This is a genomic window from Alterinioella sp. B-7 (assembly GCF_056857775.1).
Window position 1 is genome coordinate 1 of record NZ_JBSXNT010000033.1, and the last position, 21837, is coordinate 21837.

Below are 21837 nucleotides of genomic sequence, written 5' to 3' on the forward strand. Positions count from 1 at the left end.
TCCAAAACAGGCCATCATCGCTGTCACGCGCAAACTGCTCATCATTCTAAATGCCATGATCCGCGAAAACAGGCCATACCAGCCAACCTGAACAACACACTTGCCCGGGGGAGCGCGAGGGGGCAGACAGCCCCCTCGCACCCGGTCGGATGGCCGCAGGCCATTCGAAACGTCAGGGACGCCAGCCGAGGAAATTGCCGATCATGCGCAGGCCCGCGCCCTGGCTCTTTTCCGGGTGGAACTGCATTCCCACCACGTTGCCCTGCGCCACGATGGCGGTGACCGGCCCGCCATAGGCGACATGCGCCAGCAAATGCGCCGGGTCTGCGACCTGCATCGCGTAGGAATGCACGAAATAGGCGTGATCGCCGGTTGTGACGCCCTCCAGAACCGGGTGCGCGCCGTCCAGAACCAGGTCGTTCCAGCCCATATGCGGCACCTTCAGCGCGGGGTCATCCGGCGTGATCCGCGAGACCTCGCCGGGGATCCAGTCGAAGCCCGCCACATCCTCGTATTCGCGGCCCCATGTGGTCAGCATCTGCATGCCGACGCAGATGCCCAGGAAGGGCACGCCGCGCGTCTCCACCCCTTCACGGATCGCCTCCTCCAGCCCGTCCATCGCGGCAAGGCCCCGGCGGCAGGCGGGAAACGCGCCGTCACCGGGCAGCACGATGCGCGAGGCGCGCGCCACCGTGTCGGGGTCAGAGGTCACCTGAACGGGACCATGCCCGCCCTCGGCCGCCATGCGCTGGAACGCCTTTTCAGCGGAATGCAGATTGCCGCTGTCGTAATCGACGAGAACCGTTGTCATGGGCTAGAGGCGGCCCTTGGTCGACGGGATCGCGTCGGATTTGCGCGGGTCGGGCTCCACCGCCATGCGCAGCGCGCGGGCCACGGATTTGAAGGCGGCCTCGGCGATGTGGTGGCTGTTGAAGCCGTGCAAGCGATCGACATGCAGGGTGATGCCGCCATGGGTCGAGAGCGCCTGGAAGAACTCGCGCACCAGCTCGGTGTCGAATGTGCCGATCTTCGCGGTCGGCATATCGACATTCCAGACCAGGTAGGGCCGCCCCGAAAGGTCCAGCGCGGTGCGGACCTGCGCATCGTCCATGGCAAGGTGGCATTCGCCATAGCGCCGGATGCCGCGCTTATCGCCGAGCGCCTCTGCCAGCGCCTGGCCAAGCGCGATGCCGACATCCTCGACGCTGTGGTGGTCGTCGATATGCAGATCGCCGTCGCAGCGCACTGTCATGTCGATGAGGGAATGGCGCGAGAGCTGGTCCAGCATGTGGTCGAAGAACCCCACCCCGGTCTGGTTGTCATAGGCCCCGGTCCCGTCCAGCGCGATGGTGGCGCTGATCTCGGTCTCGGCGGTCTTGCGGCTGATGGTGGCACTGCGCATGGCGGCTCCGCTGGTTGTTTGCCCGCCTTATAGGGCGCGGGCGGGCAGGGGAAAAGCCATCAATGCCCCTCTCGCGCCGATGCGATTTGGTGAAACCCCGAACCCGGCCTATCCTTGAGGACCATTAGGTGATTCCATCGCCAGATCCAGTGCCGCCACGGTCGATTGGACCCCTTGCGCGCGCGGCGCGGTGCCTCAACAGGAGATTTCCAATGACCAGACCCTCTTTGCCCCTTGCCCTGGCCCTTGCCGCCGCGCTGACGCTGTTTGCCCCGCCCGCCGTGGCGCAATCCGTCATGACCTCGACCTATGGCGATCTGGCCGTGACCATCACCGGCAGCGGCTCGATCAGTTCGCGCCAGACCGCGCGGGGGATCGAGGCGGTGCTGAACGAGCATACCGTCATCATCACGTCGAACAGCGTCATCATCGACGGCGAGACCTATGCCGTGACCGCGGAATCGACCGTTGTGGTGGACGGCACCGCCGGGTTTTCCGTCACCGTTGACGGGCGGGAGATCGGCGGCTTCAGCGAGCTTGACCAGTTGATGGCCGATGCCGAGGCGGGCGATGCGGTGGCGCAGAACAACCTCGGGAATCGCTACTATTTCGGCAACGGGGTCGAGCAGGATTACGCCCGCGCGAATGAGCTTTACCGCCAGGCCGCCGCGCAAGGCTTGGCCGAGGCGCAGTCAAACCTCGCATGGGCCTATTGGAACGGCGAGGGGGTGGAGGTCGATGACGCCGAGGCGATGCGCCTCGCGCAACTGGCCGCCGACCAGGGCAATGCCATCGGAATGCGCCTGGTCGGGCTTGGCTATTTCCACGGTCGCGGCCATGAACAGGACAAGGCCCGCGCCGCCCAGATCTGGGCCGAAGCGGCCAACCTGGGCGACGCCACCTCGGCCTATAACATGGGGATCATCGTGCGTGATGGCGATGGCGTGCTGCAGGATACCGACCTGGCGATCCTGTGGTTCGAACGCGCCGAGGAGCTTGGCCACTCCCAGGCCGCCGAACGGCTTGCGGAACTGCGCGCCGAGTGAGGCCCCGCAAACGACAATGGCCGCCCGGTTCGGGGCGGCCTCTTGGCGGTCAACCGTGGGTATCGGTCGAATTGGAGCGGGCGATGAGATTCGAACTCACGACCCTAACCTTGGCAAGGTTATGCTCTACCCCTGAGCTACGCCCGCGTCCTTGAGGCCGGTATTTAGTCAGGGGCGCGCGGGGCTGCAAGGGGAAATATGCGGCTCCTCGGGGTTTTTTCGAGGCAGCACACAGCGCAAGGGAGCAGGGACATGCAGATCACAGTAATGGGGGCCGGGGCCATGGGCGGCTATTTCGGGGCGCGGCTTGCGGCGGCGGGGCATGAGGTGACGCTGGTGGCGCGCGGCGCGCATCTGGCGGCGCTGCAGGAGCACGGGTTGCGCCTTCACAGCCCCAAGGGCGACCTGCATCTGCCGGGGCTGCGCGCGGTTGGGGATGTGGGTGCCGCGGGGCAGGCCGATGTGATCCTCTTCACTGTCAAGAACGGCGATCTGGAGGCGGCGGCGGCCTCGCTCGAACCGACGCTGCGCGAGGAGACGATGGTGGTGACCTGCCAGAACGGCGTCAGCGCGCCGGACCGCTTGGCGGGGATCATCGGCAAGCCCCATGTCGTGCCCGGCGTCGCGCGCCTGCCGGGCGATATCGAAGCCCCCGGCGTGATCCGCCATTCCGCGCCCTTCGACATGCTCAGCTTCGGCGAGGCGGATGGCGGGCAATCGCCGCGTTGCGATGCGTTCGCGGCGGCCTTGGAAGAGGCCGGCTGCATGGTGCAGCAGCCCGGGAACATCCGCCACGACCTCTGGGCGAAATTCGTCATGCAGGCCAGTTTCGCCTCGGTCACCGCGCTGACGCGGCTGGATATCGGGCCGCTCAGGGAAAGCGCGGAAAGTGCCGGGTTGATCCGCGAGTCGATGGCCGAGACCGAGGCCGTGGGCCGCGCGGTGCTGCCCGACCTGCCGCAGGGTCTGGCCGATACCGCTTGGGGGTTGCTGTCGGAAAAACTGCCCCCGACCACCCATGCCTCGATGCTGGATGACCTCAACCGGGGCAAACCCATCGAGACCGCGTATCTCTCGGGCGATGTGGTGCGGCTTGGGGCCAAACACGGCGTTGCCACCCCGATCCACGCCACATTTGCCCGTCTGCTGGCCCCTTACGCGGCCGGCCCGCCCGCCTGAGCGCGCCGTTTCGCCCGCCACAGGTTCAGCGCCTCGACCGCGCCCGCAAAGACCATCGCGGCATAGATGAAACCGCGCTCGATATGGACCTGGAAGCCGTCGGCGACCAGCGCCATGCCGACCATGACAAGGAAGGCCAGCGCCAGCATCTTGGTCGATGGGTGCGCCTCGACGAAGGCGGCAATGGGCTTGGCGGCGACCATCATCACCAAGATGGCGATGGAGACAGCGGCGATCATCACCTCGATATGGTCGGCGATGCCCACGGCGGTGATCACGCTGTCGAGGGAAAACACCAGGTCAAGCAGCATGATCTGGCTGACCACGATAAAGAACCCGGCCCTGGCGGCGGAGGCGACGGCGCCCTCATGCCGGCCCTCCACCTCTTCGAAGATCTCGGTGGCGGCCTTGTAGAGCAGGAAGAGGCCACCCGCGATCAGGATGATGTCGCGCCAGCTGACCTCCTGGCCCAGGACGGTCATGATCGGCGCGCTCAACCCCATGATCCAGGCGATGGAGAGCAGCAGCAGGATACGCATGACCAGCGCCCCGGTCAGCCCGAGCATCCGGGCGCGGGCACGTTGATCCTCGGGCAGGCGGGCGGCGGCGATGGAGATGAAGATGACGTTGTCAACGCCCAAGACGATCTCCAGCACCACGAGGGTCAGGAAAGACGCCCAAACGGCGGGATCGGCGAGAAGCTCAAGCATGAAGGCGCTCCGGGCAGGTGGATCAGAGGATCGCGTAGCCGATATTGACCACGGCGGTGCAGATAATCATCAGAAGGGTCAGATACATCCCCAGCTTGCGCAGCGGCACGATCTGCGGAGTGGAGCCGAAGCCATAGGCATGGGCAAGGCGGCCCGCCAGCAAGATCAGCCCGAAGACATGCACCAGCCAAAGCGGCATCCCCTGCATCTCGACCAGCATCAACAGGATAAGGCCGATGGGCGCGTATTCGGCGCAATTGGCATGGGTGCGCATCCGCTTGCGCACCAGCTTGTCACCGCCATCCCCGACCGAGACGCGCTGACTGCGCCGGGCCAGCACCACGTTGTAGCTGAGGAAGAGGTAGAGAAGGGCGATGAGCCCGGCATAGAGCGCGGTCACCATGGGACGTCCTTTCGGTCAGTGGCTCTGCGCGATTTGCGCGGGCAGGGTGAAATCCTCGCTATGCACGATCACGTCGCGGGGGGTGACGAGGACGATACCATAGGCGCCGGGTTCATCCACCGAAAGCGCGTGATCGGGATCGCCCAGGCACATCGGCATCTGGTGGCAGGGGCTCTTGAATATCGCGACCGGCACGCGGCCCATGCTGGCGCTGATGGTGCGGTGGAGGTGACCGGCAAAGACATGGCGCAGGCTGGGGTGGGCGGCCAGCAGGCTTTGCACCTCGTCCCGGTTGGTCAGGCCGATGGCGTCCATGCCGGTGAAGCCGGTCTCGACCGGCGGGTGATGCATGAAGACCAGCGCGCCGTGATCGGGTGCGGTGTCCAGCGCGTGCGTCAGCCAGGCCATGCGCGCGGGGCAGAGGCGGCCGGAATGGCGCGGGCGGGCCTTGGGGTCCACCGTGTCCAGCGTGATCAGCCGGATATCGGGCAGGTCGGTGATGCCCTGAACGAAGCCGCCCGCGTCCGGCGCCTCGGGGAAGGCCGCGCGGAATTTGCGCCGGTCGTCATGGTTGCCGATCATCAGGGATACGGGCCAGGGCAGCCCCTCCAGCAGGGGGCGCAGGCGGGCATATTGCGCGGGCTTGCCGTGATGGGTGAGGTCGCCCATCAGGATCAGCCGGTCAGCGTCCGCGTGATGCTGCGCGGCATGGGCCAGCCCCTGCGCCAGCCTTGCGCCGGGATCGAGCCCGATGATCGTCGCGGGCGGGACCGTCAGGTGCAGGTCGGTCATGATCAGGAGCTTGGACATCGGGGCAGGGGCCTTTCACGCAGGTCCCGCCACCCTGAAAGACGGATGGCGGCGGGGTCAACGCTTGAAAAAGGCCCAAGCCGCTATTCCAGCTCCACCAGCAAGTCCTTTGCGTCGATCTGTCCGCCGGGGCTGACATGGACCGCCACCACCACCGCATCGCGGTCGGCGTGGATGCCTGTCTCCATCTTCATGGCCTCGATAGTCAAGAGGAGATCGCCCGCCTTGAGGCTTTGCCCCGGTTTGACTGCGACAGTCGCAACAACCCCCGGCATCGGCGCGCCGATATGGTTGGGGTTGCCAAGCTCGGCCTTGGCGCGTTTGGCGGCACTTGCCTGCACCTTGCGGTCGGGCACCCGGATCACGCGGGGCTGGCCGTTGAGTTCAAAGAACACCTTGGCCTCGCCATCCTCGTTGGTCTCGCCCACGGCCTGCAACTGGATCACCAGGCTGACACCGGGGTCGATCTCGGCCTCGATCTCGTCGCCCGGTTCCATCCCGTAGAAGAAGGTCAGCGTGGGCAGGGTGCGCACGGGGCCGTAATCCTCGTGGCGGGCGGCGTAATCGGTGAAGACCTTGGGATACATCAGGTATCCGTTCAGATCCTCGTTATCCATGGCATGGCCGAGCTTCTCCTCGACCTCTTTCCGCGTGGCTTCCAGGTCGACCGGGGCCAGGTGCTTGCCGGGCCGCTCCAAGTTGGGTTTCTCGTCCTTGAGAACCTTCCTGACGATGGCGTCGGGGAAGCCACCAGGCGGCTGGCCGAGATTGCCGCGCATCATGTCGATGACGCTGTCGGGAAAAGCGACCTCGGTTTTCGGGTCTTCCACATCGGCGCGGCTGAGGCCCTGGCTGACCATCATCAGCGCCATGTCACCCACCACCTTGGAGGAGGGCGTCACCTTGACGATATCGCCGAACATCCGGTTCACGTCCGAATACATCTGCGCCACTTCGTGCCAGCGCTCCTCCAGCCCCAGGCTGCGCGCCTGCGCCTTGAGGTTGGTGAACTGGCCGCCCGGCATCTCGTGCAGGTAGACCTCGGAGGCCGGGGCCTGAAGGCCGCTCTCGAAGGCCGTATATTGCCCGCGCACGGCCTCGAAATAATCCGAGATTTCACGGATCGCGCCAATGTCCAGCCCGGTATCGCGGTCGGTATGTTTCAGCGCCTCGACCACGGTGCCAAGCGTCGCCTGGCTGGTATTGCCGCTGAAACTGTCCATCGCGCAATCGACCGCATCGACGCCCGCATCCGACGCGGCAAGGATCGTGGCGCAGGCAATGCCCGCCGTGTCATGGGTGTGGAAATGGACCGGCAGCCCGACCTCATCCTTGAGCGCCTTGATCAGCACGCGGGCGGCGGCGGGTTTCAGCAAACCGGCCATGTCCTTGAGCCCCAGGATATGCGCGCCGGCCGCCTTCAGCTCCTGCCCCATGGCGACGTAGTACTTCAGGTCATATTTGGACCGCTCGGCATTTAGGATATCGCCGGTGTAGCAGATCGTGCCTTCGCAGATCTTGCCCGACTCGCAAACGGCATCCATCGCCACGCGCATGTTCTCGACCCAGTTCAGGCTGTCGAAAACGCGGAAGACATCGACGCCGGTTTCCGCCGCCTGTGCCACGAAGCTCTGCACCACGTTGTCGGGGTAGTTGGTATATCCGACCCCGTTCGAGCCCCTCAGCAACATTTGCGTCATCACGTTGGGCAGCGCCGCGCGGATGTCGCGCAGCCGTTGCCAGGGACATTCCTGCAAGAACCGATAGGCCACGTCGAAGGTCGCGCCCCCCCAGCATTCGACGCTGAAAAGCTGGGGCAGGTTGGCGGCATAGGCGGGCGTCGCACGGATCATGTCGATGGACCGCATCCGGGTCGCCAGGAGCGACTGATGCCCGTCGCGCATGGTCGTGTCGGTAATGAGCACCGGCTTTTGCGCCGCCAGCCAGTCGGCCACCGCCTGCGGGCCCTTCTCCTCCAGGAGTTGCCGTGTGCCGGGGGCGGGATCGGCCCGGGGCGCGGGCGCGCGGGGCGGTTTGAGATCGGATTTCGGCTGCGCGCGGCCCTGCGTCTCGGGATGCCCGTTGACGGTGATATCGGCGATATAGGTCAGGATGCGGGTTGCCCGGTCGCGCCGCGCCTTGAACTCGAACAGCTCCGGCGTTTCGTCGATGAACTTGGTATGATACTGGTAGTTGAGGAAGGTCGGGTGCTTCAGCAGGTTCTCGACAAAGGCGATATTGGTCGAGACGCCACGGATGCGGAACTCCCGCAGCGCCCGGTCGATGCGCGCAATCGCGGCCTCGGGCGTGGGCGCCCATGCCGTGACCTTTTCCAACAGCGAGTCGTAATACCGCGTGATCACCGCGCCCGAATAGGCGGTGCCGCCATCCAGGCGGATGCCATGGCCCGTCGCGACGCGATAGGCGGTGATGCGGCCGTAATCGGGGATGAAATTGTTCATCGGGTCTTCGGTCGTGATCCGGCATTGCACCGCGTGCCCGTCCAGCTTGACGTCATACTGGCTGGCCACGCCCGTCGCCTCGACCAGGGATTTGCCCTCCGCGATCAGGATCTGCGCGCGCACGATGTCGATGCCGGTGACTTCCTCGGTCACGGTATGTTCGACCTGCACGCGCGGGTTGACCTCGATGAAATAGAACTTGCCGGTTTCCATATCCATCAGGAACTCGACCGTGCCCGCGCATTCGTAATTCACATGCTCGCAGATCTTCTTGCCAAGCAGGCAGATCTCCTCGCGCTGCGCCTCTGACAGATAGGGCGCGGGCGCGCGTTCCACGACCTTCTGGTTGCGCCGCTGGACCGAACAGTCGCGTTCGTAGAGGTGATAGATATGGCCCTGCGTATCGCCGAGGATCTGCACCTCGACATGGCGCGCGCGCTGGATCATCTTCTCGAGATAGCCTTCGCCATTGCCAAAGGCGGCCTCGGCCTCGCGCCGGCCTTCACGGACCTTCTCCTCCAGCTCATCGGCGCTCTGGATGGGGCGCATGCCCCTGCCGCCGCCGCCCCAGGAGGCCTTGAGCATGAGGGGGTAGCCGATCTCGTCGGCCTCCTTCCGGACCTTCTTCATGTCCTCGCCCAGAACCCCCGTTGCCGGGATCACCGGCACGCCCGCCGCGATCGCCACCTGCCGCGCGCTGGCCTTGTCGCCAAGCGCGCGCATGGTCTCGGCGCGGGGGCCGATGAACCGGATCCCCGCCGCGTCGCAGGCATCGACGAAATCGGGGTTTTCCGACAAGAGGCCATAGCCCGGATGGATCGCATCGGCGCCGCACATCTTGGCGACGCGGATGACCTCCTCGATGCTGAGATAGGCCGCGACGGGGCCGAGCCCCTCGCCGATCCTGTAGGCCTCGTCCGCCTTGAACCGGTGCAGCGACAGCTTGTCCTCATCGGCATAGACCGCGACGGTGCGTTTGCCCATCTCGTTGGCCGCGCGCATGATGCGAATGGCGATCTCGCCGCGATTGGCAATCAGGATCTTCTGAAACTCGGCCATTGGTTCGGTCCCCCTGTTCTTCTGTGCCGCGCAGGCTAGGCGCAAAATTCTGCGCTGCCAAGCTGTTTGCGTTGCGATGCGGCGTTAGCGGTAACATAGCCCGTCGCGCGGTGCGTGTCGACGCGCAGGGTATAGGGGTTCCGGACGCGGCCATATCAGGAAGCGACGCATCGCGCCTGCGCATCGACGCGCGGCACCCGTCACGCCTGACCGGGCCGCAACAGCCGCGCCGCCAGCCCGCTCAGATCCCGCGCCCCGATCTGCCCCATGCAAGACGCCATATCGGCGACCAGCATCGCGTGCAGATGCGCGGTCCCCGCCGCCCCGAGCGCGCCAAGCGCATAGTGCCAGGCCCGCCCCATCATCACGAAATCGGCCCCCAAAGCGAGGGCGCGCAGGATGTCCAGCCCGCCCTCGATGCCGCTGTCGAAGATCACCGGCAGGGTGGTTGCGGCGCGGATCGCGGGCAGCGCCTCGATGCTGGCGGGCGCGCCGTCAAACTGCCGTCCGGCATGATTCGAGACCCAGAGCGCATCGACCCCCATCGCCTCCAGACGCGCCACCGGGGCCGGGTCCATCACGCCTTTGATCACCAGCTTGCCCGCCCATTCCTTGCGCAGGGTCTCCAGGTATGCCCAATCCGGCGCGGTGCGCAGCAGGTATCCGATATGCGCGGTCGAGGGCAGGGGACCGGTGGCCTGGCTGTATTTGTCGAGGAACTTCATATGCGGCAACCCGCCGCGCAGCATGCCCGCCGCCCAGACCGGACAGCGCGCCACCTGCGCCAGAAGGCGCGGCGTCAGGCGGGGCGGCTGCACCAGCCCGCCGCGCGTCTGGCGTTCCCGGCGCGAGGCGATGGGCACGTCGCAGGTCAGCACCAGCACCTCGAACCCGGCACTCCTTGCCCGCGCCAGCATATCGGCTCGTATCCCCGGATCGCGCGGCGGATAGAGCTGGAACCAGCCCTGACCACCCGCCACCGGCCCGACCTCTTCGGGCACCTCTGTCGCCACGGTGGACAGCCCATAGGGAATCCCGACCGTTCCGGCATGGGCGGCCAGCAATTTCTCCGCCTTGGGCCAGATCAGCCCCGACATGCCAAGCGGCGCGATGCCGAAGGGCACCGGATAGTCCCGCCCCATCAGCGAACAGGACAGATCGGCCGCCCCTTCGCCCTCGAGGATCGCGGGCTGGAACAGCACCGCGTCCAGCATCCGCCGATTGCGCCTTTGAGTCGCCTCGACGCCGGTGCCGCTGTCCAGATACTCCCAGACGAAATGTGGAATGCGCGCCTTCGCGCGCGCCTTGAGGTCGCAAAGACCGGGATATCGGCTGTTCAATTCCATTCCGGTCACAGAACCCCGCCGCACCGGCACTGTCCAGCCCCGTTAACCGCCCATCAAGGTTAACGCGCGCCCCCTCTTTCATTTTGCCTGAAATACCTCCGCCGGAGGCTCCCGAACTCGCAACCGGCGCATAGTGGAAAAGAAATAGAACAGACTGTGAACAGAGCTTTAATTCACCCCCGCCCTGCGCTAGGCTCGCGCGCATGGATATCTTCGACGATGAAACCGCCTATTCCTCGCTGTCGCAACGCGCGATGGCGGCGCGTCCGCAGCCCTATCTCGATGGCCTCAACGCGCCGCAGCGCGAGGCGGTGGAGACGCTGGATGGCCCCGTCCTGATGCTGGCGGGTGCCGGCACCGGCAAGACGCGGGCGCTGACCGCGCGCATCGCGCATCTGCTGTCGACGAACGCGGCGCGCCCGAATGAAATCCTCGCCGTGACCTTCACCAACAAGGCCGCGCGCGAGATGAAGCTGCGGGTGTCCAGGCTGCTGAACCAGCCGGTCGAGGGGATGCCCTGGCTCGGCACGTTCCACGCGATCTGCGTCAAGCTCTTGCGCCGCCATGCGGAACTGGCGGGGCTGAAATCGAACTTCACGATTCTGGACACCGATGATCAGGTCCGCCTGCTGAAACAGCTCATCATCGCCGATGGGATGGACGAGAAACGCTGGCCCGCCCGCGCGCTGGCCGCGGTGATCGACAAGTGGAAGAACCGCGCCTGGACGCCCGAAAACGTCCCCGCCGCCGAGACCGGGGCCTTCAACGACCGCGCGGTCGAGCTCTACGCCGCCTATCAGCGCCGGTTGCGCGAGCTGAACGCCACCGATTTCGGCGACCTGCTGCTTCACGTCGTGACCATCTTCCAGGCCCATCCCGACATCCTCAAGCAATACCAGACCTGGTTTCGCTACATCCTCGTGGACGAGTACCAGGATACCAACGTGGCGCAATATCTCTGGCTGCGGCTGCTGGCGCAGGGGCACAGGAATATCTGCTGCGTCGGCGATGACGACCAGTCGATCTATGGCTGGCGCGGCGCCGAGGTCGGCAACATCCTGCGCTTCGACAAGGATTTTCCGGGCGCCAAGGTGATCCGGCTGGAGCAGAACTACCGCTCGACCGAGCACATCCTGGCCGCCGCCGCGGGCGTGATCGAGGGCAACAAGGGCCGATTGGGCAAGACACTCTGGACCGAGGCCGAGGGCGGCGAGAAGGTCCGCCTGATCGGCCATTGGGACGGCGACGAGGAGGCGCGCTGGATCGGCGACGAGATCGAATCGATGCAGGGCGGCACCCGTGGCATGGCCCCGCTCAGCCTCGATGACATCGCCATCCTGGTGCGCGCCAGCCACCAGATGCGCGCCTTCGAGGATCGGTTCCTGACCATCGGTCTGCCCTATCGCGTCATCGGCGGCCCGCGTTTCTATGAACGCATGGAGATCCGCGACGCGATGGCCTATTTCCGCCTCGTGATCAGCCCCGAGGACGATCTGGCCTTTGAACGCATCGTCAACACGCCGAAACGCGGGCTCGGCGAGAAGGCGCAGCAGAAGATACAAGGTGCCGCGCGGGCGAATGGCGTCTCGCTTCTGGAAGGCGCGCGGGTGCTGTTGGCCGCCAAGGGGCTGACCGGCAAGGGGGCCACGGAACTGGCGCGCTTCGTGGCCGGCATCGACCGCTGGCGCGCGATGCTGCAAGGGCCGATGCGCGCCGTGGGGCCCGATAGCGATCTGATCGAGGAGGACGCGCCCGCGGGCCGGATCAGCCATGTCGAACTGGCCGAGATCATCCTGGACGAAAGCGGCTACACCACGATGTGGCAGAACGACAAGACCCCGGAAGCGCCGGGGCGGCTGGAGAACCTCAAGGAACTGGTCAAGGCGCTGGAAGGGTTCGAGAACCTGCAAGGGTTCCTGGAGCATGTCTCCCTCATCATGGACAACGAATCGGACGCCGATGAGCCGAAAGTGACCTTGATGACGCTGCATGCCGCCAAGGGGCTGGAATTTCCCGCCGTGTTTCTGCCGGGATGGGAAGATGGGTTGTTCCCCAGCCAGCGCGCGATGGACGAAGAGGGCATGAAGGGGTTGGAGGAGGAACGCCGCCTGGCCTATGTCGGCATCACGCGGGCCGAGGCGGTCTGCACGATCTCTTTCGCGGGCAACCGCCGGGTCTACGGGCAATGGCAGAACCAGCTGCCCTCGCGCTTCATCGACGAATTGCCCGAGGATCACGTCGAGGTGCTGACGCCGCCGGGGCTTTACGGGCATCAGGGTGGCGGCGCGCGAGAGTTCGGCGGCTCGGGCATGCACGAGAAGGCCAGCCGCGCCGATGTCTACAATTCGCCGGGCTGGAAACGGATGCAGGCCAACCAGGGCGCGCGGGGCCTGAGCCAGCCGCGCGAGGCGAAGAATTTCGTCATTGATGCCGAGGCGGTGTCCGCCTTCGAGATCGGCGCGCGCGTGTTTCACCGGAAATTCGGCTATGGCCGGGTCGAAGGGGTCGAGGGCGACAAGCTGGAGATCGCCTTCGACAAGGCGGGCATCAAGCATGTCGTGGGCCGGTTCCTGGTGGCGGCGGATGCGGCGGATGACGTGCCGTTCTGAGTCTGTGATTTTGTGCAGGTCGCGGGCCGTGGTAGACTGCCCGCATGATGCGACATCTGATCCCGGCACTTGCATTGGCCCTGGCGGTCACCCCGGCCCTGGCCGACGACGCTGCGCTCTGCGGCAGTGGCAGCGCGGGGTTTGAGGCGCGTGTCGCGGCCTGCGAGCGGCTGCTGGACTCGGCCGAGGACAGGGTCGAGGCGCTGACCGATCTGGGGCGCGCCTATGAGGCGAACGACCGGGACGCGGAGGCGGTTTCCTATTACGATCAGGCGCTGACGCTCGACCCCGACAGCGCCTACGCGCTTGGGCGGCGCAGCGTTGCATTGGGAAATCTGGAACGATGGGACGAGGCCGAGGCCGATCTGCGCCACCTGATCACCGTGCAGCCCGACCGGTCCTGGCCGCGATACCGCCTGGGATGGTTGCTGAACCAGACCGGTCGGTATCAGGACAGCGTGGAGACGCTGGAGCGCGCGGCGGCGATCGCCCCGAATTACGAGCCGGTCTGGAGCGAGCTTGGCCAGGCGCATGAACGGCTTGGCAACATGGCAGAGGCGGGGCGGGCCTATCGCCAGTTGTCGCGGCTCAGGCCGTTCAGCATCTGGACCCATGTCACCGCCTTCCGCACCCTGCGCGATGCCGGGCTGGCGGATGAGGCGGCCTATCATGCGCGCATGGCCTATACGCTCGACCCCAACGAGACCGTGTTAGAGACCTGGCTTGGCGATTATGTCGCGGGGGTCGAGGCGCAGGAGATGCCGCCGGTGGCGTGGATGCCACCGCCCGAGGACCGCCAGATCCGTTACCTTGCGATCCGGGCGGATGTCGACACGACCGACGAGATGGAGGCCGCGATCAACGACCTTGTCGGCTGGTTCACCGGCAACGCGCGGCCCCGCCCGACCAATGCCGCGATCGTGCGCATCTGGCACGAGGTGGCGGGCGAGGATTTCCTGATGCCGCATGCGGTGGTCGAGGAGGAGCTTGACGCCTCCGACCCTCCGGCCCCTCCCGCGCCGCGCTATCGCGGGATGTTTCCGCTGATGGTGCAGGCCGCCGGCCCCGACGGCCCGATCATCGAGCCGCGATTCGACGTGGGCAGCCCCGCCGATGCCTGGCCGTTGCGGGCCGGAAACCGCGCCGAGGGCAGCGGCGCCTTCGTTGTCGATTGCAGCCGGGGCCGGGGGTTCCAGTTCTCGGTCCTGGGCTGCGTGCCGGGTGTCGATTTCGCCGATCTCGGCCCCTTCGACTGGACCCTGTCGGTGACGGCGGAACCGATCCATGTGCCCATGGGGATATACCAGACCTACCGGATCGCGTTCTCCATGCAGGGCAGTTTCACCATTCTGGGTGTCACCAATGAGGTGCCCTACGCATCCGTCTTCTGGTTCAGCCCCGATCTGAACACCTGGCTTGCGCGGCGTCTGACCGCGGAGGGCGAATACGTCTATCACCTCGCGCTGGAGATCGTGGACCCTACCCCTGCAGAAGCGGAATGAGCGTCGCCACCAGAAGCAGCGCCATGGTGATGTTGAAGGCCCGCAAGAGCCGTCCCGTGCCCAGAATGCGCTTCATCTGCACCCCGAGCCAGGCCCAGACACTGACCGAGGGCAGGTTCGTCATCGAGAAGACCCCCGCCACCAGGGCCGCGCCGATCCATCCGCCGCCCTGGGGCGCGTAGTAGGTCTGCGCGGTGATCGCCATGTAGATCGCCTTGGGGTTGACCCATTGGAAGGCGGCCGCCTGAAGGAAGGTCAGCGGCGTGCCCTCGATATCCGACTCAGGGGGCGGGGCGGCATTGGCGATCTTCCAGGCCAGCCACAGGAGGTAGGCGCTGCACAGCACGGTCAGGGCAAGGCGGAGGTTCGGGTAGCTTTCGAACAGTCGCACCAGGCCAAGACCCATCAGGAAAACCATGAAACCATGGCCAAGCGAGATGCCCAACATATGCGGCAGCGTGCGCAGAAGGCCGAAATTCGCGCCCGATGCCATCAGCATCAGGTTGTTGGGCCCCGGCGTGATCGACAGGGCGAAGGCAAAGCCGACGAGACCGAAGAGAAGTTCCTGTGTCATGACGCAATCCTAGGCGGCGACCGGCGCAATGAAATTGCAAACACACGCGGTTCCTGCCATTCTTTGCAACAAATGACGAAACTGGATGAAAAAGACCGGCAGATATTGCGCGTGCTTTCACGCGACGGGCGGATCAGCAACCTGGACCTAGCCGAAAAGGTGTCGCTGTCGCCCTCGGCCTGCCTGCGCCGGGTGCAGGCGCTGGAGGCGGCGGGGGTGATCGCAGGCTACCGGGCGGTGCTGGACCCGGCCAGACTGGGCGTGGGCTTCATCGCCTATCTCAGCGTCGGGCTGAAGGAACACACCAAGGCGGCGCAAGAGGCATTCGAGAGGGCCGTCGCGCGCGCCCCCGAAGTGCGCGAATGCCACAACATCACCGGCAACGTGGAATACCTGCTCAGGGTCGAGGCGGCGGATCTCGCCTCCTACAAGGCGTTTCACACAGATGTCCTGGGGGCGCTGCCGCAGCTTTCGACCATCTCCACCCATGTCGTGATGGCCTCGCCCAAGGACGAACGCGCATAAAAAAAGGCGGTGTCACCCAAGGGAGGAGGGGTGACACCGCCATTTGCCCTTGCGACCAACCCAGGGGAGGAGCGGGCGGTCGCCGGGGATCGGGCGGCACGAACGAAGGCACGTACCAGACCCACTACACTGTGACGCGGCGGCACCCCCAGGGAGGAGGAGGGGGGATGCCGCCGCGCGTTTTGCGGACCCTCAGGGGAGGAGGAGAGGGTCGCAAAAGCCTTGGCCCCTCTGTCAGGGTCGGCTTGTTATGTGCGGCGGTGCCGGGGGAGGAGGTGGCACCGCCGCGAAACCCGTCGGATCCAGATTGGGAGGAGGGGATCCGGCAGGAATGTCGTCTCCGGTTCAGAAATCGCGCCCGTAGGCGGCGTCCATGGCGACGCGGGCGATCTCGCTGCGATCGAGGCCCAGGTCGTCCAGCTCACGCTTGCTGAGGCTGCTCAGCTCGTTCAGCGTGCGGCGATAGGTGCGCCACGCGGCAAAGCTTGCGCGGAACTGGCTGAAGATCTCGCCCAGGCGGGCGGGGAAGGAAAGGGCGGTCCCTTTGGAGTGAATTGCATGTGCCATTGTCATTACCTCTTGGCGTCATCTGCGGGCATCGGTGGATGCGCTATCATTCTGCGGCGCGTCGCTGCCCTTGGGGTCGTTCGTTGAGACTGAAGATAAGCGAATGCTGCGATTGCACAACGCCCGTCTCGGCAATGCTGCCATGCAGCAATTGCATAACGTGGACGTAAAGCGCCTCGGATCCGGGCAAAGCGCCCAGGATATGGGCAAAGGGGTGCAACCGGGGCCGATCTGTCCTATCTCGCGGGGGACGGCAGATCATCGGGACAAGGATCAAGAGACATGACACCGACACGCGACACCATTCTTGCGGCGCTTTCACGGTTGACCCTGCCCGACGGCACGGCCCTGACCGACCGCGACCTGATCCGGGCGTTGAGCGTGACGGATGGCAAGGTCTCCTTCGTGATCGAGGCCCCGAACGCAGAGGAGGCGCAGCGCCTTGGCGCGGTGCGCGATGCCGCCGAGGCGCTGGTCAAGGGGCTGGAGGGCGTGACCGGCGTGACCGTCGCCCTGACCGCGCATTCGGGCAAACCCGCCGCACCCGCGGCGCCCGCCGCGCCCAGGGGCGAGCCGCCGAGCCTGAAGATCGGGGGCCATGCCAAGCCGCAGCAGGGCTCCATGAAACCGGCCAGCGTGCAGCGCATCCTGGCCGTGGGCTCTGGCAAGGGGGGGGTGGGCAAATCCACCGTCTCCTCGAACCTTGCCGTGGCGCTGGCGCGTCAGGGGCGCCGGGTGGGGCTGCTGGATGCCGATATATACGGACCGTCGCAGCCGCGCATGATGGGGGTTTCCAAGCGCCCGGCCTCGCCCGATGGCAAGACCATCCTGCCCTTGCACAACCATGGCGTCACCATGATGTCGCTTGGCCTGATGCTGCCCGAGGAAAAGGCCGTGGTCTGGCGCGGGCCGATGCTGATGGGGGCGTTGCAACAGATGATGACCCAGGTGGCGTGGGGCGATCTGGATGTCCTCATCGTCGATCTGCCGCCCGGCACCGGCGATGTCGCCATGACCCTGTGCCAGAAATCCGAGGTGACGGGCGCGATCATCGTGTCCACCCCGCAGGACGTGGCGCTGCTGGATGCGCGCAAGGCGATCGACATGTTCCAGACCCTCAAGACGCCGATCCTGGGGCTGATCGAGAACATGTCGGGCTATGTCTGCGAGAATTGCGGGCATGAGGCGCATATCTTCGGCGAGGGTGGCGTGCGGGCCGAGGCCGCGCGGCTGGACGTGCCGTTCCTGGGCGCGCTGCCCATTTCGCTGGAGACGCGGGTCGCCGGCGACAGCGGCACGCCGGTCGCGGCAGGCACGGGGCCGATGGCCGATGCCTATGCGACGCTGGCCGCGCGCCTGGTCGAGGGCGGCATGGCCTGATCACCACGCTCGATTCCCGACGGTTTCGCCCCCGGTGCCCGCCGCATCGGGGGTTTTTTCGTGTCGGAAGGAAAAAAATCCCACCCCCTGTGGCGGGAAGATCACAACTAGATGTTGTGTGGTAAGTGACTTCCTTCCGCTACCTGTGCGCCGGTCCCGGTCGAAATCGCCCCTATATGCTGATTTTCGGACCCGCCTGACACAAGAAGTGGGAACATTTCCCATAAAAAGGGATTGCGTGGGAAAACCTGCCATGGCACAAGTATCTCACAGCAGCAGAGACGCACCGGGACAGAGAAAAATCACTGACCGGAACAATAATAAAAGCAGGTTTCATACAGGCACCTCTAACGCTGAAAACTGAGATCCGGCGCGCGGGCAGAGCAGACATCCCCCCCAGGTATGCGCGCCCGCCGGAAACCCCAGAAATGGGACGAGGGCGGCGGATTGAGCAGTGGCAGCTAGCTCGATCCGCCGTTGTCCGTTTCCGGGCACAAGAAACGTGACCCGTTTTCCGGGCACGAAAGACCCGGCCCATTCTAGGGCCAAAATGCGGCAGAAAAGGGGCCGGGGACAGTGGAGCGCAGGTTTCAGGGCGAAAGCCTGAACAAGGTGGATGGAAAGGGCCGGGTCTCGATCCCGGTCAAGTTCCGCCGTGTGCTTCAGAACTCCGACAGCCAGTATTCCCCCGGCGGCGCGCCGCGCCTCTATATCGCCTATGGCGACCCCAAGAAAAATTACCTCGAATGTCTGTCTGGCGACGCCTATGACGAGATCGACGCCATGATCCAGGCGCAAGGGCGCGGCACGCCGCTGCGCACCCTGCTGGAAACGCTCTATTATTCCAAATGCGACGAGACCACCGTGGACGATACCGGCCGCCTGGTCCTGCCGCCCGCCGCGCGCGACAAGATCAACCTGAGCGGCGAGGCGCTGTTCCAGGGCAAGGGCGACAAGTTCCACATCCTCAGCGCCGACGAGGGCCGCGCGGCTGAGGACACGATCGAGAAACTGATGGCGCAGCTTGGCGGGGATAACGAGTTCTTCGACCCGCTCAGCATGGCCAGCAAACCCGCGCAGGTCGAGCCGTGATGCCCGCCCCGGCATCCGATACCCCCGCCCCCCACACGCCTGTGCTGCTTGACGCCATCCTGAATGCCGTCGCGCCGGTCGAGGGCGTCTGGCTGGACGGCACTTTCGGCGCGGGTGGTTACGCGCGCGGGTTGCTGGAGGCAGGCGCTGCGTGCGTCATCGGTGTCGATCGCGACCCGCTGGCGTTTGAAATGGCGGCCGAGTGGGCGGGAGGTTTCGGCGAAAGGCTGAAGCTGGTCGAAGGCACCTTCTCCGATCTCGACGACCTGGCGGCCAGCGTCGGCCATCCGCAACTGGACGGCGTGGTGCTGGATCTGGGCGTCTCCTCGATGCAGCTCGACCGGGCCGAGCGCGGCTTTTCCTTCATGCGCGACGGGCCGCTCGACATGCGGATGGGGCAGGCGGGGCCGTCGGCGGAAGACCTGGTCAATGATGCGCCCGAGGCGGCGCTGGCCGATATTCTTTTCCACTACGGCGAGGAACGCGCGGCGCGCCGGATTGCGCGGGCGATCGTCGCGGAACGCGCTGAAACCCGCATCAACTCCACCGCGCAGCTTGTTCAGATCATTGAGAAAAACCTGCCACGCGCCAAGCCCGGCCAATCCCATGTCGCGACCCGCTCCTTCCAGGCGATTCGCATCGCGGTGAATGACGAGTTCGGGCAACTGGCCGAGGGGCTGATGGCCGCCGAGCGCGCGTTGAAACCCGGCGGGCAGCTTGCCGTCGTCACCTTCCATTCGCTGGAGGACCGGATCGCCAAACGGTTCCTGCAAGATCGCGCCAGCACGGGCGGCGGCGGTTCGCGCCATGCCCCCGCCGAGGCCGAGCGCATGCCGACCTTCACCCTGACCCCGCGCCGCGCCATCGCGCCGGGCAAGGATGAGGTCGCCATCAATCCGCGCGCGCGGTCGGCCAAGCTCCGCGTTGCGCGCCGCACCGACGTGCCCGCCGGCGCCCCGCAAACCGACATCCTTGGCGTGCCCCCCTTGACGGAGATCCTGTAGTTCATGCGTGGCCTCGTGACCTTCCTTGCTGCCCTAGCCGTCATCGCCCTTGGCTATTGGGCCTATCATCAGAACATCCAGACCCAGACCGCGATCCGCCAGATCGACCGGCTGCAAATGGCTATCGGGGTGGAGCGCGAGCGACTCAGCGTTCTGCGCGCCGAATGGGCCTATCTCAACCGGCCGGACCGCTTGCGCGAGCTGGTGGACCTCAATTTCGACCGTCTCGGCCTCTTGCCGATGGGGCCCGAGCAATTCGCCCATCTCGATGAGCTAGTCTGGCGCCCCGAGGATCGGCCCGAGCCGATGGATACCGAGGCCGGGGACGAGATCCTGTTCAGCGCATCCGAACCGGAGGACACGCCATGAGCCGCCGCATCGCCCTGCGCCCGCTGGCGCGCATCCTGGAAGCCCGCCAGAAGGGCGAGAACCCCGACGAGATCGAACGCGAGAACCTGGCGCGGCGGCACGAACAGGCGCGCGACAAGATGCGCCAGCGCGCCGAAAGCCGCCTTCTCATGCTGGCGATCTGCTTTTTCGCGGCTTTCCTGACCGTGGGCGCCAAGATGACCATGCTGGCCGGATCGGACCCGGAAGAGCCGCACATTTCGGTCGCGGGCAGTTCCGTCCTGGGCGCGCGCGCCGATATCGTCGACCGGCAGGGGCGGGTGCTGGCCACCAACCTCGTGACCAATGCGCTCTACGTGCAGCCGCAGGATCTGATCGACCCCGAGGCCGCCGCCGCCGGCCTGGCCGAGATCTTCCCCGATCTCGATGAAGACTGGCTGATCCGCCGGTTCACCTCAGGGTCCACCTTCGCCTGGCTGCGCGGCTCGATCAGCCCGGAACAGCAGCAGCGCGTGCATGACCTGGGCGAGCCGGGCCTGCTGTTCGGTCCGCGCGACATGCGGCTTTATCCCAACGGCGCGCTGGCCGCGCATGTGCTTGGCGGCGCGCGCTTCGGCGAACAGGCGGTGAATGCCGCGGAAATCCTTGGCGTGGCGGGGGTCGAGGCGTATTTCGACGCCGAGTTGCGCGATCCGGCGCGCGGGGCCGAGCCGTTGCAACTGTCGCTCGACCTGACCGTGCAATCGGCGGTCGAGGAGGTTCTGGCCGGCGGCATGACGCTGATGAACGCGGCAGGGGCCGCCGCCGTGTTGATGGATGTGAACACGGGCGAGGTGATCTCGCTGGCGAGCCTGCCCGATTTCGACCCCAACGCCCGGCCCCGCCCCCTCCTGGAAGGGGACCAGTCGGAAAGCCCGCTGTTCAATCGCGCGGTGCAGGGCGTCTACGAGCTTGGCTCCACCTTCAAGATATTCCCTGTCGCGCAGGCGCTGGACCTCGGGCTGGTGACGCCGCAGACGATGATCAACACGCAAGGCCCGCTGCGCATGGCGGGGTTTGCGATCTCGGATTACGACGATTACGGGCCGTCCAATTCGGTGACGGATGTGATCGTGTATTCCTCGAATATCGGCACCGCGCGGATTGCCGAGATGATCGGGACCGAGCGACAGCAGAGCTTCCTCGGAGAGCTCGGCCTGATGGAGCCCACCAGTATCGAGATGATCGAGAGCCGCGCCGGACGGCCCCTGTACCCGCATCGCTGGACCGACCTGTCGACCGCGACGATCTCCTATGGGCACGGCATTTCCGTCAGCCCGCTGCACCTGGCCGCCGCCTATTCCACGATCGTCAATGGCGGCACCCGGGTCGAGCCGACGCTTCTGCGCCGCGACAGCCCCCAGGAGGGGGAGCGGATCATATCGGAAGAGGTCTCGGCCCAGGCCGCCCATATGCTGCGCCAGGTGGTGACCGATGGCACCGCCTCGATGGGCGAGGTCGCGGGCTATGAGGTCGGCGGCAAGACCGGATCGGCGGACAAGCCCAACCCGGAGGGCGGCTATTACGTGGACCGGCTGATCTCGACCTTTGCCAGCGTGTTTCCCGCGAACGACCCGCAATATGTGCTGATCGTGACGCTGGACGAGCCAAGCGTCATGATGTTGGGCGAGGAACGCCGCACCGCCGGCTGGACCGCCGTGCCGGTCGCCGCCGAGATCATCCGCCGGGTGGCACCCCTTCTGGGGATGCCGCCGCAGGCCGTTGATCCCGAGGTTGCCTATCAGCTAACCAGCGCCTCAGAATAGAAGCTGAGTCGCGG

General features: G+C 65.9%; 19 protein-coding genes and 1 tRNA gene. 10 read left to right on the forward strand and 10 right to left on the reverse strand.

All coding sequences use genetic code 11. The annotated features are described in order from the left end of the window. Positions 1-172 precede the first annotated feature (172 nt). Together hisH and hisB are read right to left on the reverse strand one after the other, a co-directional pair. Positions 173-811, reverse strand: coding sequence for an imidazole glycerol phosphate synthase subunit HisH (gene hisH / locus AC13C7_RS11865; protein ID WP_482867603.1), 639 nt, complete (start codon positions 809-811; stop codon positions 173-175). Positions 812-814: 3 nt separating this feature from the next. After that, entirely contained in the window at positions 815-1402 is a 588-nt protein-coding gene (gene hisB / locus AC13C7_RS11870) for an imidazoleglycerol-phosphate dehydratase HisB (RefSeq protein WP_482867604.1), read from the reverse strand. 212 nt (positions 1403-1614) lie between these two features. Here hisB and AC13C7_RS11875 point away from each other — a divergent pair, with 212 nt between their 5' ends. Beyond that, complete coding sequence (locus tag AC13C7_RS11875) at positions 1615-2448, forward strand: tetratricopeptide repeat protein (protein WP_482867605.1); 834 nt, start codon at positions 1615-1617, stop codon at positions 2446-2448. Positions 2449-2520: 72 nt separating this feature from the next. On the opposite strand, the gene AC13C7_RS11880 is transcribed toward AC13C7_RS11875, so the two are convergent. Beyond that, positions 2521-2595, reverse strand: a tRNA-Gly gene (locus AC13C7_RS11880). A gap of 105 nt (positions 2596-2700) precedes the next feature. Between AC13C7_RS11880 and AC13C7_RS11885 the strand changes: the two genes are divergently transcribed. After that, positions 2701-3627: a ketopantoate reductase family protein gene (locus AC13C7_RS11885; RefSeq protein ID WP_482867606.1), complete on the forward strand. Its 927-nt coding sequence runs from the start codon at positions 2701-2703 to the stop codon at positions 3625-3627. Here AC13C7_RS11885 and AC13C7_RS11890 read toward each other — a convergent pair. From AC13C7_RS11890 to AC13C7_RS11910, 5 genes are all read right to left on the reverse strand, one after another. Further along, complete coding sequence (locus AC13C7_RS11890) at positions 3603-4337, reverse strand: TerC family protein (RefSeq protein WP_482867607.1); 735 nt, start codon at positions 4335-4337, stop codon at positions 3603-3605. The two genes, AC13C7_RS11885 and AC13C7_RS11890, sit on opposite strands and share 25 nt — an antisense overlap. Positions 4338-4359: 22 nt before the next feature. Beyond that, complete coding sequence (locus tag AC13C7_RS11895) at positions 4360-4740, reverse strand: MAPEG family protein (protein ID WP_482867608.1); 381 nt, start codon at positions 4738-4740, stop codon at positions 4360-4362. Positions 4741-4755: 15 nt separating this feature from the next. Continuing rightward, entirely contained in the window at positions 4756-5550 is a 795-nt protein-coding gene (locus AC13C7_RS11900) for a metallophosphoesterase (protein WP_482867609.1), read from the reverse strand. Between the two features lie 83 nt (positions 5551-5633). After that, positions 5634-9071 carry a pyruvate carboxylase gene (locus tag AC13C7_RS11905; RefSeq protein WP_482867610.1) on the reverse strand — a complete coding sequence of 1146 codons (3438 nt, stop codon included), beginning with the start codon at positions 9069-9071 and terminating at the stop codon, positions 5634-5636. A gap of 200 nt (positions 9072-9271) precedes the next feature. Continuing rightward, a complete protein-coding gene (locus AC13C7_RS11910) occupies positions 9272-10417 on the reverse strand; it encodes an alpha-hydroxy acid oxidase (RefSeq protein WP_482867611.1) in 1146 nt (381 codons plus the stop codon). Between the two features lie 203 nt (positions 10418-10620). Between AC13C7_RS11910 and AC13C7_RS11915 the strand changes: the two genes are divergently transcribed. Further along, on the forward strand, positions 10621-13026 hold the full coding sequence (locus tag AC13C7_RS11915) for an ATP-dependent helicase (RefSeq protein ID WP_172321382.1): 2406 nt from the start codon (positions 10621-10623) through the stop codon (positions 13024-13026). A 44-nt stretch (positions 13027-13070) separates the two neighbouring features. After that, positions 13071-14528, forward strand: a complete 1458-nt coding sequence (locus AC13C7_RS11920) for a tetratricopeptide repeat protein (protein WP_482867612.1) — start codon at positions 13071-13073, stop codon at positions 14526-14528. On the opposite strand, the gene AC13C7_RS11925 is transcribed toward AC13C7_RS11920, so the two are convergent. Further along, on the reverse strand, positions 14506-15102 hold the full coding sequence (locus AC13C7_RS11925; RefSeq protein ID WP_446118712.1) for a LysE family translocator: 597 nt from the start codon (positions 15100-15102) through the stop codon (positions 14506-14508). The two genes, AC13C7_RS11920 and AC13C7_RS11925, sit on opposite strands and share 23 nt — an antisense overlap. 72 nt (positions 15103-15174) lie before the next feature. Between AC13C7_RS11925 and AC13C7_RS11930 the strand changes: the two genes are divergently transcribed. Then, positions 15175-15627, forward strand: coding sequence for an Lrp/AsnC family transcriptional regulator (locus AC13C7_RS11930; RefSeq protein WP_482867613.1), 453 nt, complete (start codon positions 15175-15177; stop codon positions 15625-15627). A gap of 345 nt (positions 15628-15972) precedes the next feature. On the opposite strand, the gene AC13C7_RS11935 is transcribed toward AC13C7_RS11930, so the two are convergent. Further along, positions 15973-16194 (reverse strand): DUF1127 domain-containing protein, encoded by a 222-nt coding sequence (locus AC13C7_RS11935; protein ID WP_172321378.1) that lies wholly within the window; start codon positions 16192-16194, stop codon positions 15973-15975. A 282-nt stretch (positions 16195-16476) separates the two neighbouring features. On the opposite strand from AC13C7_RS11935, the gene AC13C7_RS11940 reads away from it, so the two are divergent. The 5 genes from AC13C7_RS11940 to AC13C7_RS11960 all read left to right on the forward strand — a co-directional run bounded on the left by AC13C7_RS11940 (position 16477) and on the right by AC13C7_RS11960 (position 21823). Further along, positions 16477-17574 (forward strand): Mrp/NBP35 family ATP-binding protein, encoded by a 1098-nt coding sequence (locus AC13C7_RS11940; protein WP_482867614.1) that lies wholly within the window; start codon positions 16477-16479, stop codon positions 17572-17574. Between the two features lie 576 nt (positions 17575-18150). Then, complete coding sequence (locus AC13C7_RS11945) at positions 18151-18666, forward strand: division/cell wall cluster transcriptional repressor MraZ (protein WP_172321376.1); 516 nt, start codon at positions 18151-18153, stop codon at positions 18664-18666. Further along, positions 18666-19670 (forward strand): 16S rRNA (cytosine(1402)-N(4))-methyltransferase RsmH, encoded by a 1005-nt coding sequence (rsmH, locus tag AC13C7_RS11950; RefSeq protein WP_482867615.1) that lies wholly within the window; start codon positions 18666-18668, stop codon positions 19668-19670. Before AC13C7_RS11945 ends, rsmH begins: the two co-directional genes overlap by 1 nt. A 3-nt stretch (positions 19671-19673) precedes the next feature. Further along, positions 19674-20039, forward strand: a complete 366-nt coding sequence (gene ftsL, locus AC13C7_RS11955; protein ID WP_172321374.1) for a cell division protein FtsL — start codon at positions 19674-19676, stop codon at positions 20037-20039. Continuing rightward, a complete protein-coding gene (locus tag AC13C7_RS11960; protein ID WP_446118720.1) occupies positions 20036-21823 on the forward strand; it encodes a peptidoglycan D,D-transpeptidase FtsI family protein in 1788 nt (595 codons plus the stop codon). Before ftsL ends, AC13C7_RS11960 begins: the two co-directional genes overlap by 4 nt. Positions 21824-21837 lie beyond the last annotated feature (14 nt).

Excerpts from the sequence above, each read along its gene's own strand:
- hisH (WP_482867603.1), bottom strand. The coding sequence starts at position 811 with ATGACAACGGTTCTCGTCGATTACGACAGCGGCAATCTGCATTCCGCT.
- hisB (WP_482867604.1), bottom strand. The coding sequence starts at position 1,402 with ATGCGCAGTGCCACCATCAGCCGCAAGACCGCCGAGACCGAGATCAGC.
- AC13C7_RS11875 (WP_482867605.1), top strand. The coding sequence starts at position 1,615 with ATGACCAGACCCTCTTTGCCCCTTGCCCTGGCCCTTGCCGCCGCGCTG.
- AC13C7_RS11885 (WP_482867606.1), top strand. The coding sequence starts at position 2,701 with ATGCAGATCACAGTAATGGGGGCCGGGGCCATGGGCGGCTATTTCGGG.
- AC13C7_RS11890 (WP_482867607.1), bottom strand. The coding sequence starts at position 4,337 with ATGCTTGAGCTTCTCGCCGATCCCGCCGTTTGGGCGTCTTTCCTGACC.
- AC13C7_RS11895 (WP_482867608.1), bottom strand. The coding sequence starts at position 4,740 with ATGGTGACCGCGCTCTATGCCGGGCTCATCGCCCTTCTCTACCTCTTC.
- AC13C7_RS11900 (WP_482867609.1), bottom strand. The coding sequence starts at position 5,550 with ATGTCCAAGCTCCTGATCATGACCGACCTGCACCTGACGGTCCCGCCC.
- AC13C7_RS11905 (WP_482867610.1), bottom strand. The coding sequence starts at position 9,071 with ATGGCCGAGTTTCAGAAGATCCTGATTGCCAATCGCGGCGAGATCGCC.
- AC13C7_RS11910 (WP_482867611.1), bottom strand. The coding sequence starts at position 10,417 with ATGGAATTGAACAGCCGATATCCCGGTCTTTGCGACCTCAAGGCGCGC.
- AC13C7_RS11915 (WP_172321382.1), top strand. The coding sequence starts at position 10,621 with ATGGATATCTTCGACGATGAAACCGCCTATTCCTCGCTGTCGCAACGC.
- AC13C7_RS11920 (WP_482867612.1), top strand. The coding sequence starts at position 13,071 with ATGATGCGACATCTGATCCCGGCACTTGCATTGGCCCTGGCGGTCACC.
- AC13C7_RS11925 (WP_446118712.1), bottom strand. The coding sequence starts at position 15,102 with ATGACACAGGAACTTCTCTTCGGTCTCGTCGGCTTTGCCTTCGCCCTG.
- AC13C7_RS11930 (WP_482867613.1), top strand. The coding sequence starts at position 15,175 with ATGACGAAACTGGATGAAAAAGACCGGCAGATATTGCGCGTGCTTTCA.
- AC13C7_RS11935 (WP_172321378.1), bottom strand. The coding sequence starts at position 16,194 with ATGGCACATGCAATTCACTCCAAAGGGACCGCCCTTTCCTTCCCCGCC.
- AC13C7_RS11940 (WP_482867614.1), top strand. The coding sequence starts at position 16,477 with ATGACACCGACACGCGACACCATTCTTGCGGCGCTTTCACGGTTGACC.
- rsmH (WP_482867615.1), top strand. The coding sequence starts at position 18,666 with ATGCCCGCCCCGGCATCCGATACCCCCGCCCCCCACACGCCTGTGCTG.
- ftsL (WP_172321374.1), top strand. The coding sequence starts at position 19,674 with ATGCGTGGCCTCGTGACCTTCCTTGCTGCCCTAGCCGTCATCGCCCTT.
- AC13C7_RS11960 (WP_446118720.1), top strand. The coding sequence starts at position 20,036 with ATGAGCCGCCGCATCGCCCTGCGCCCGCTGGCGCGCATCCTGGAAGCC.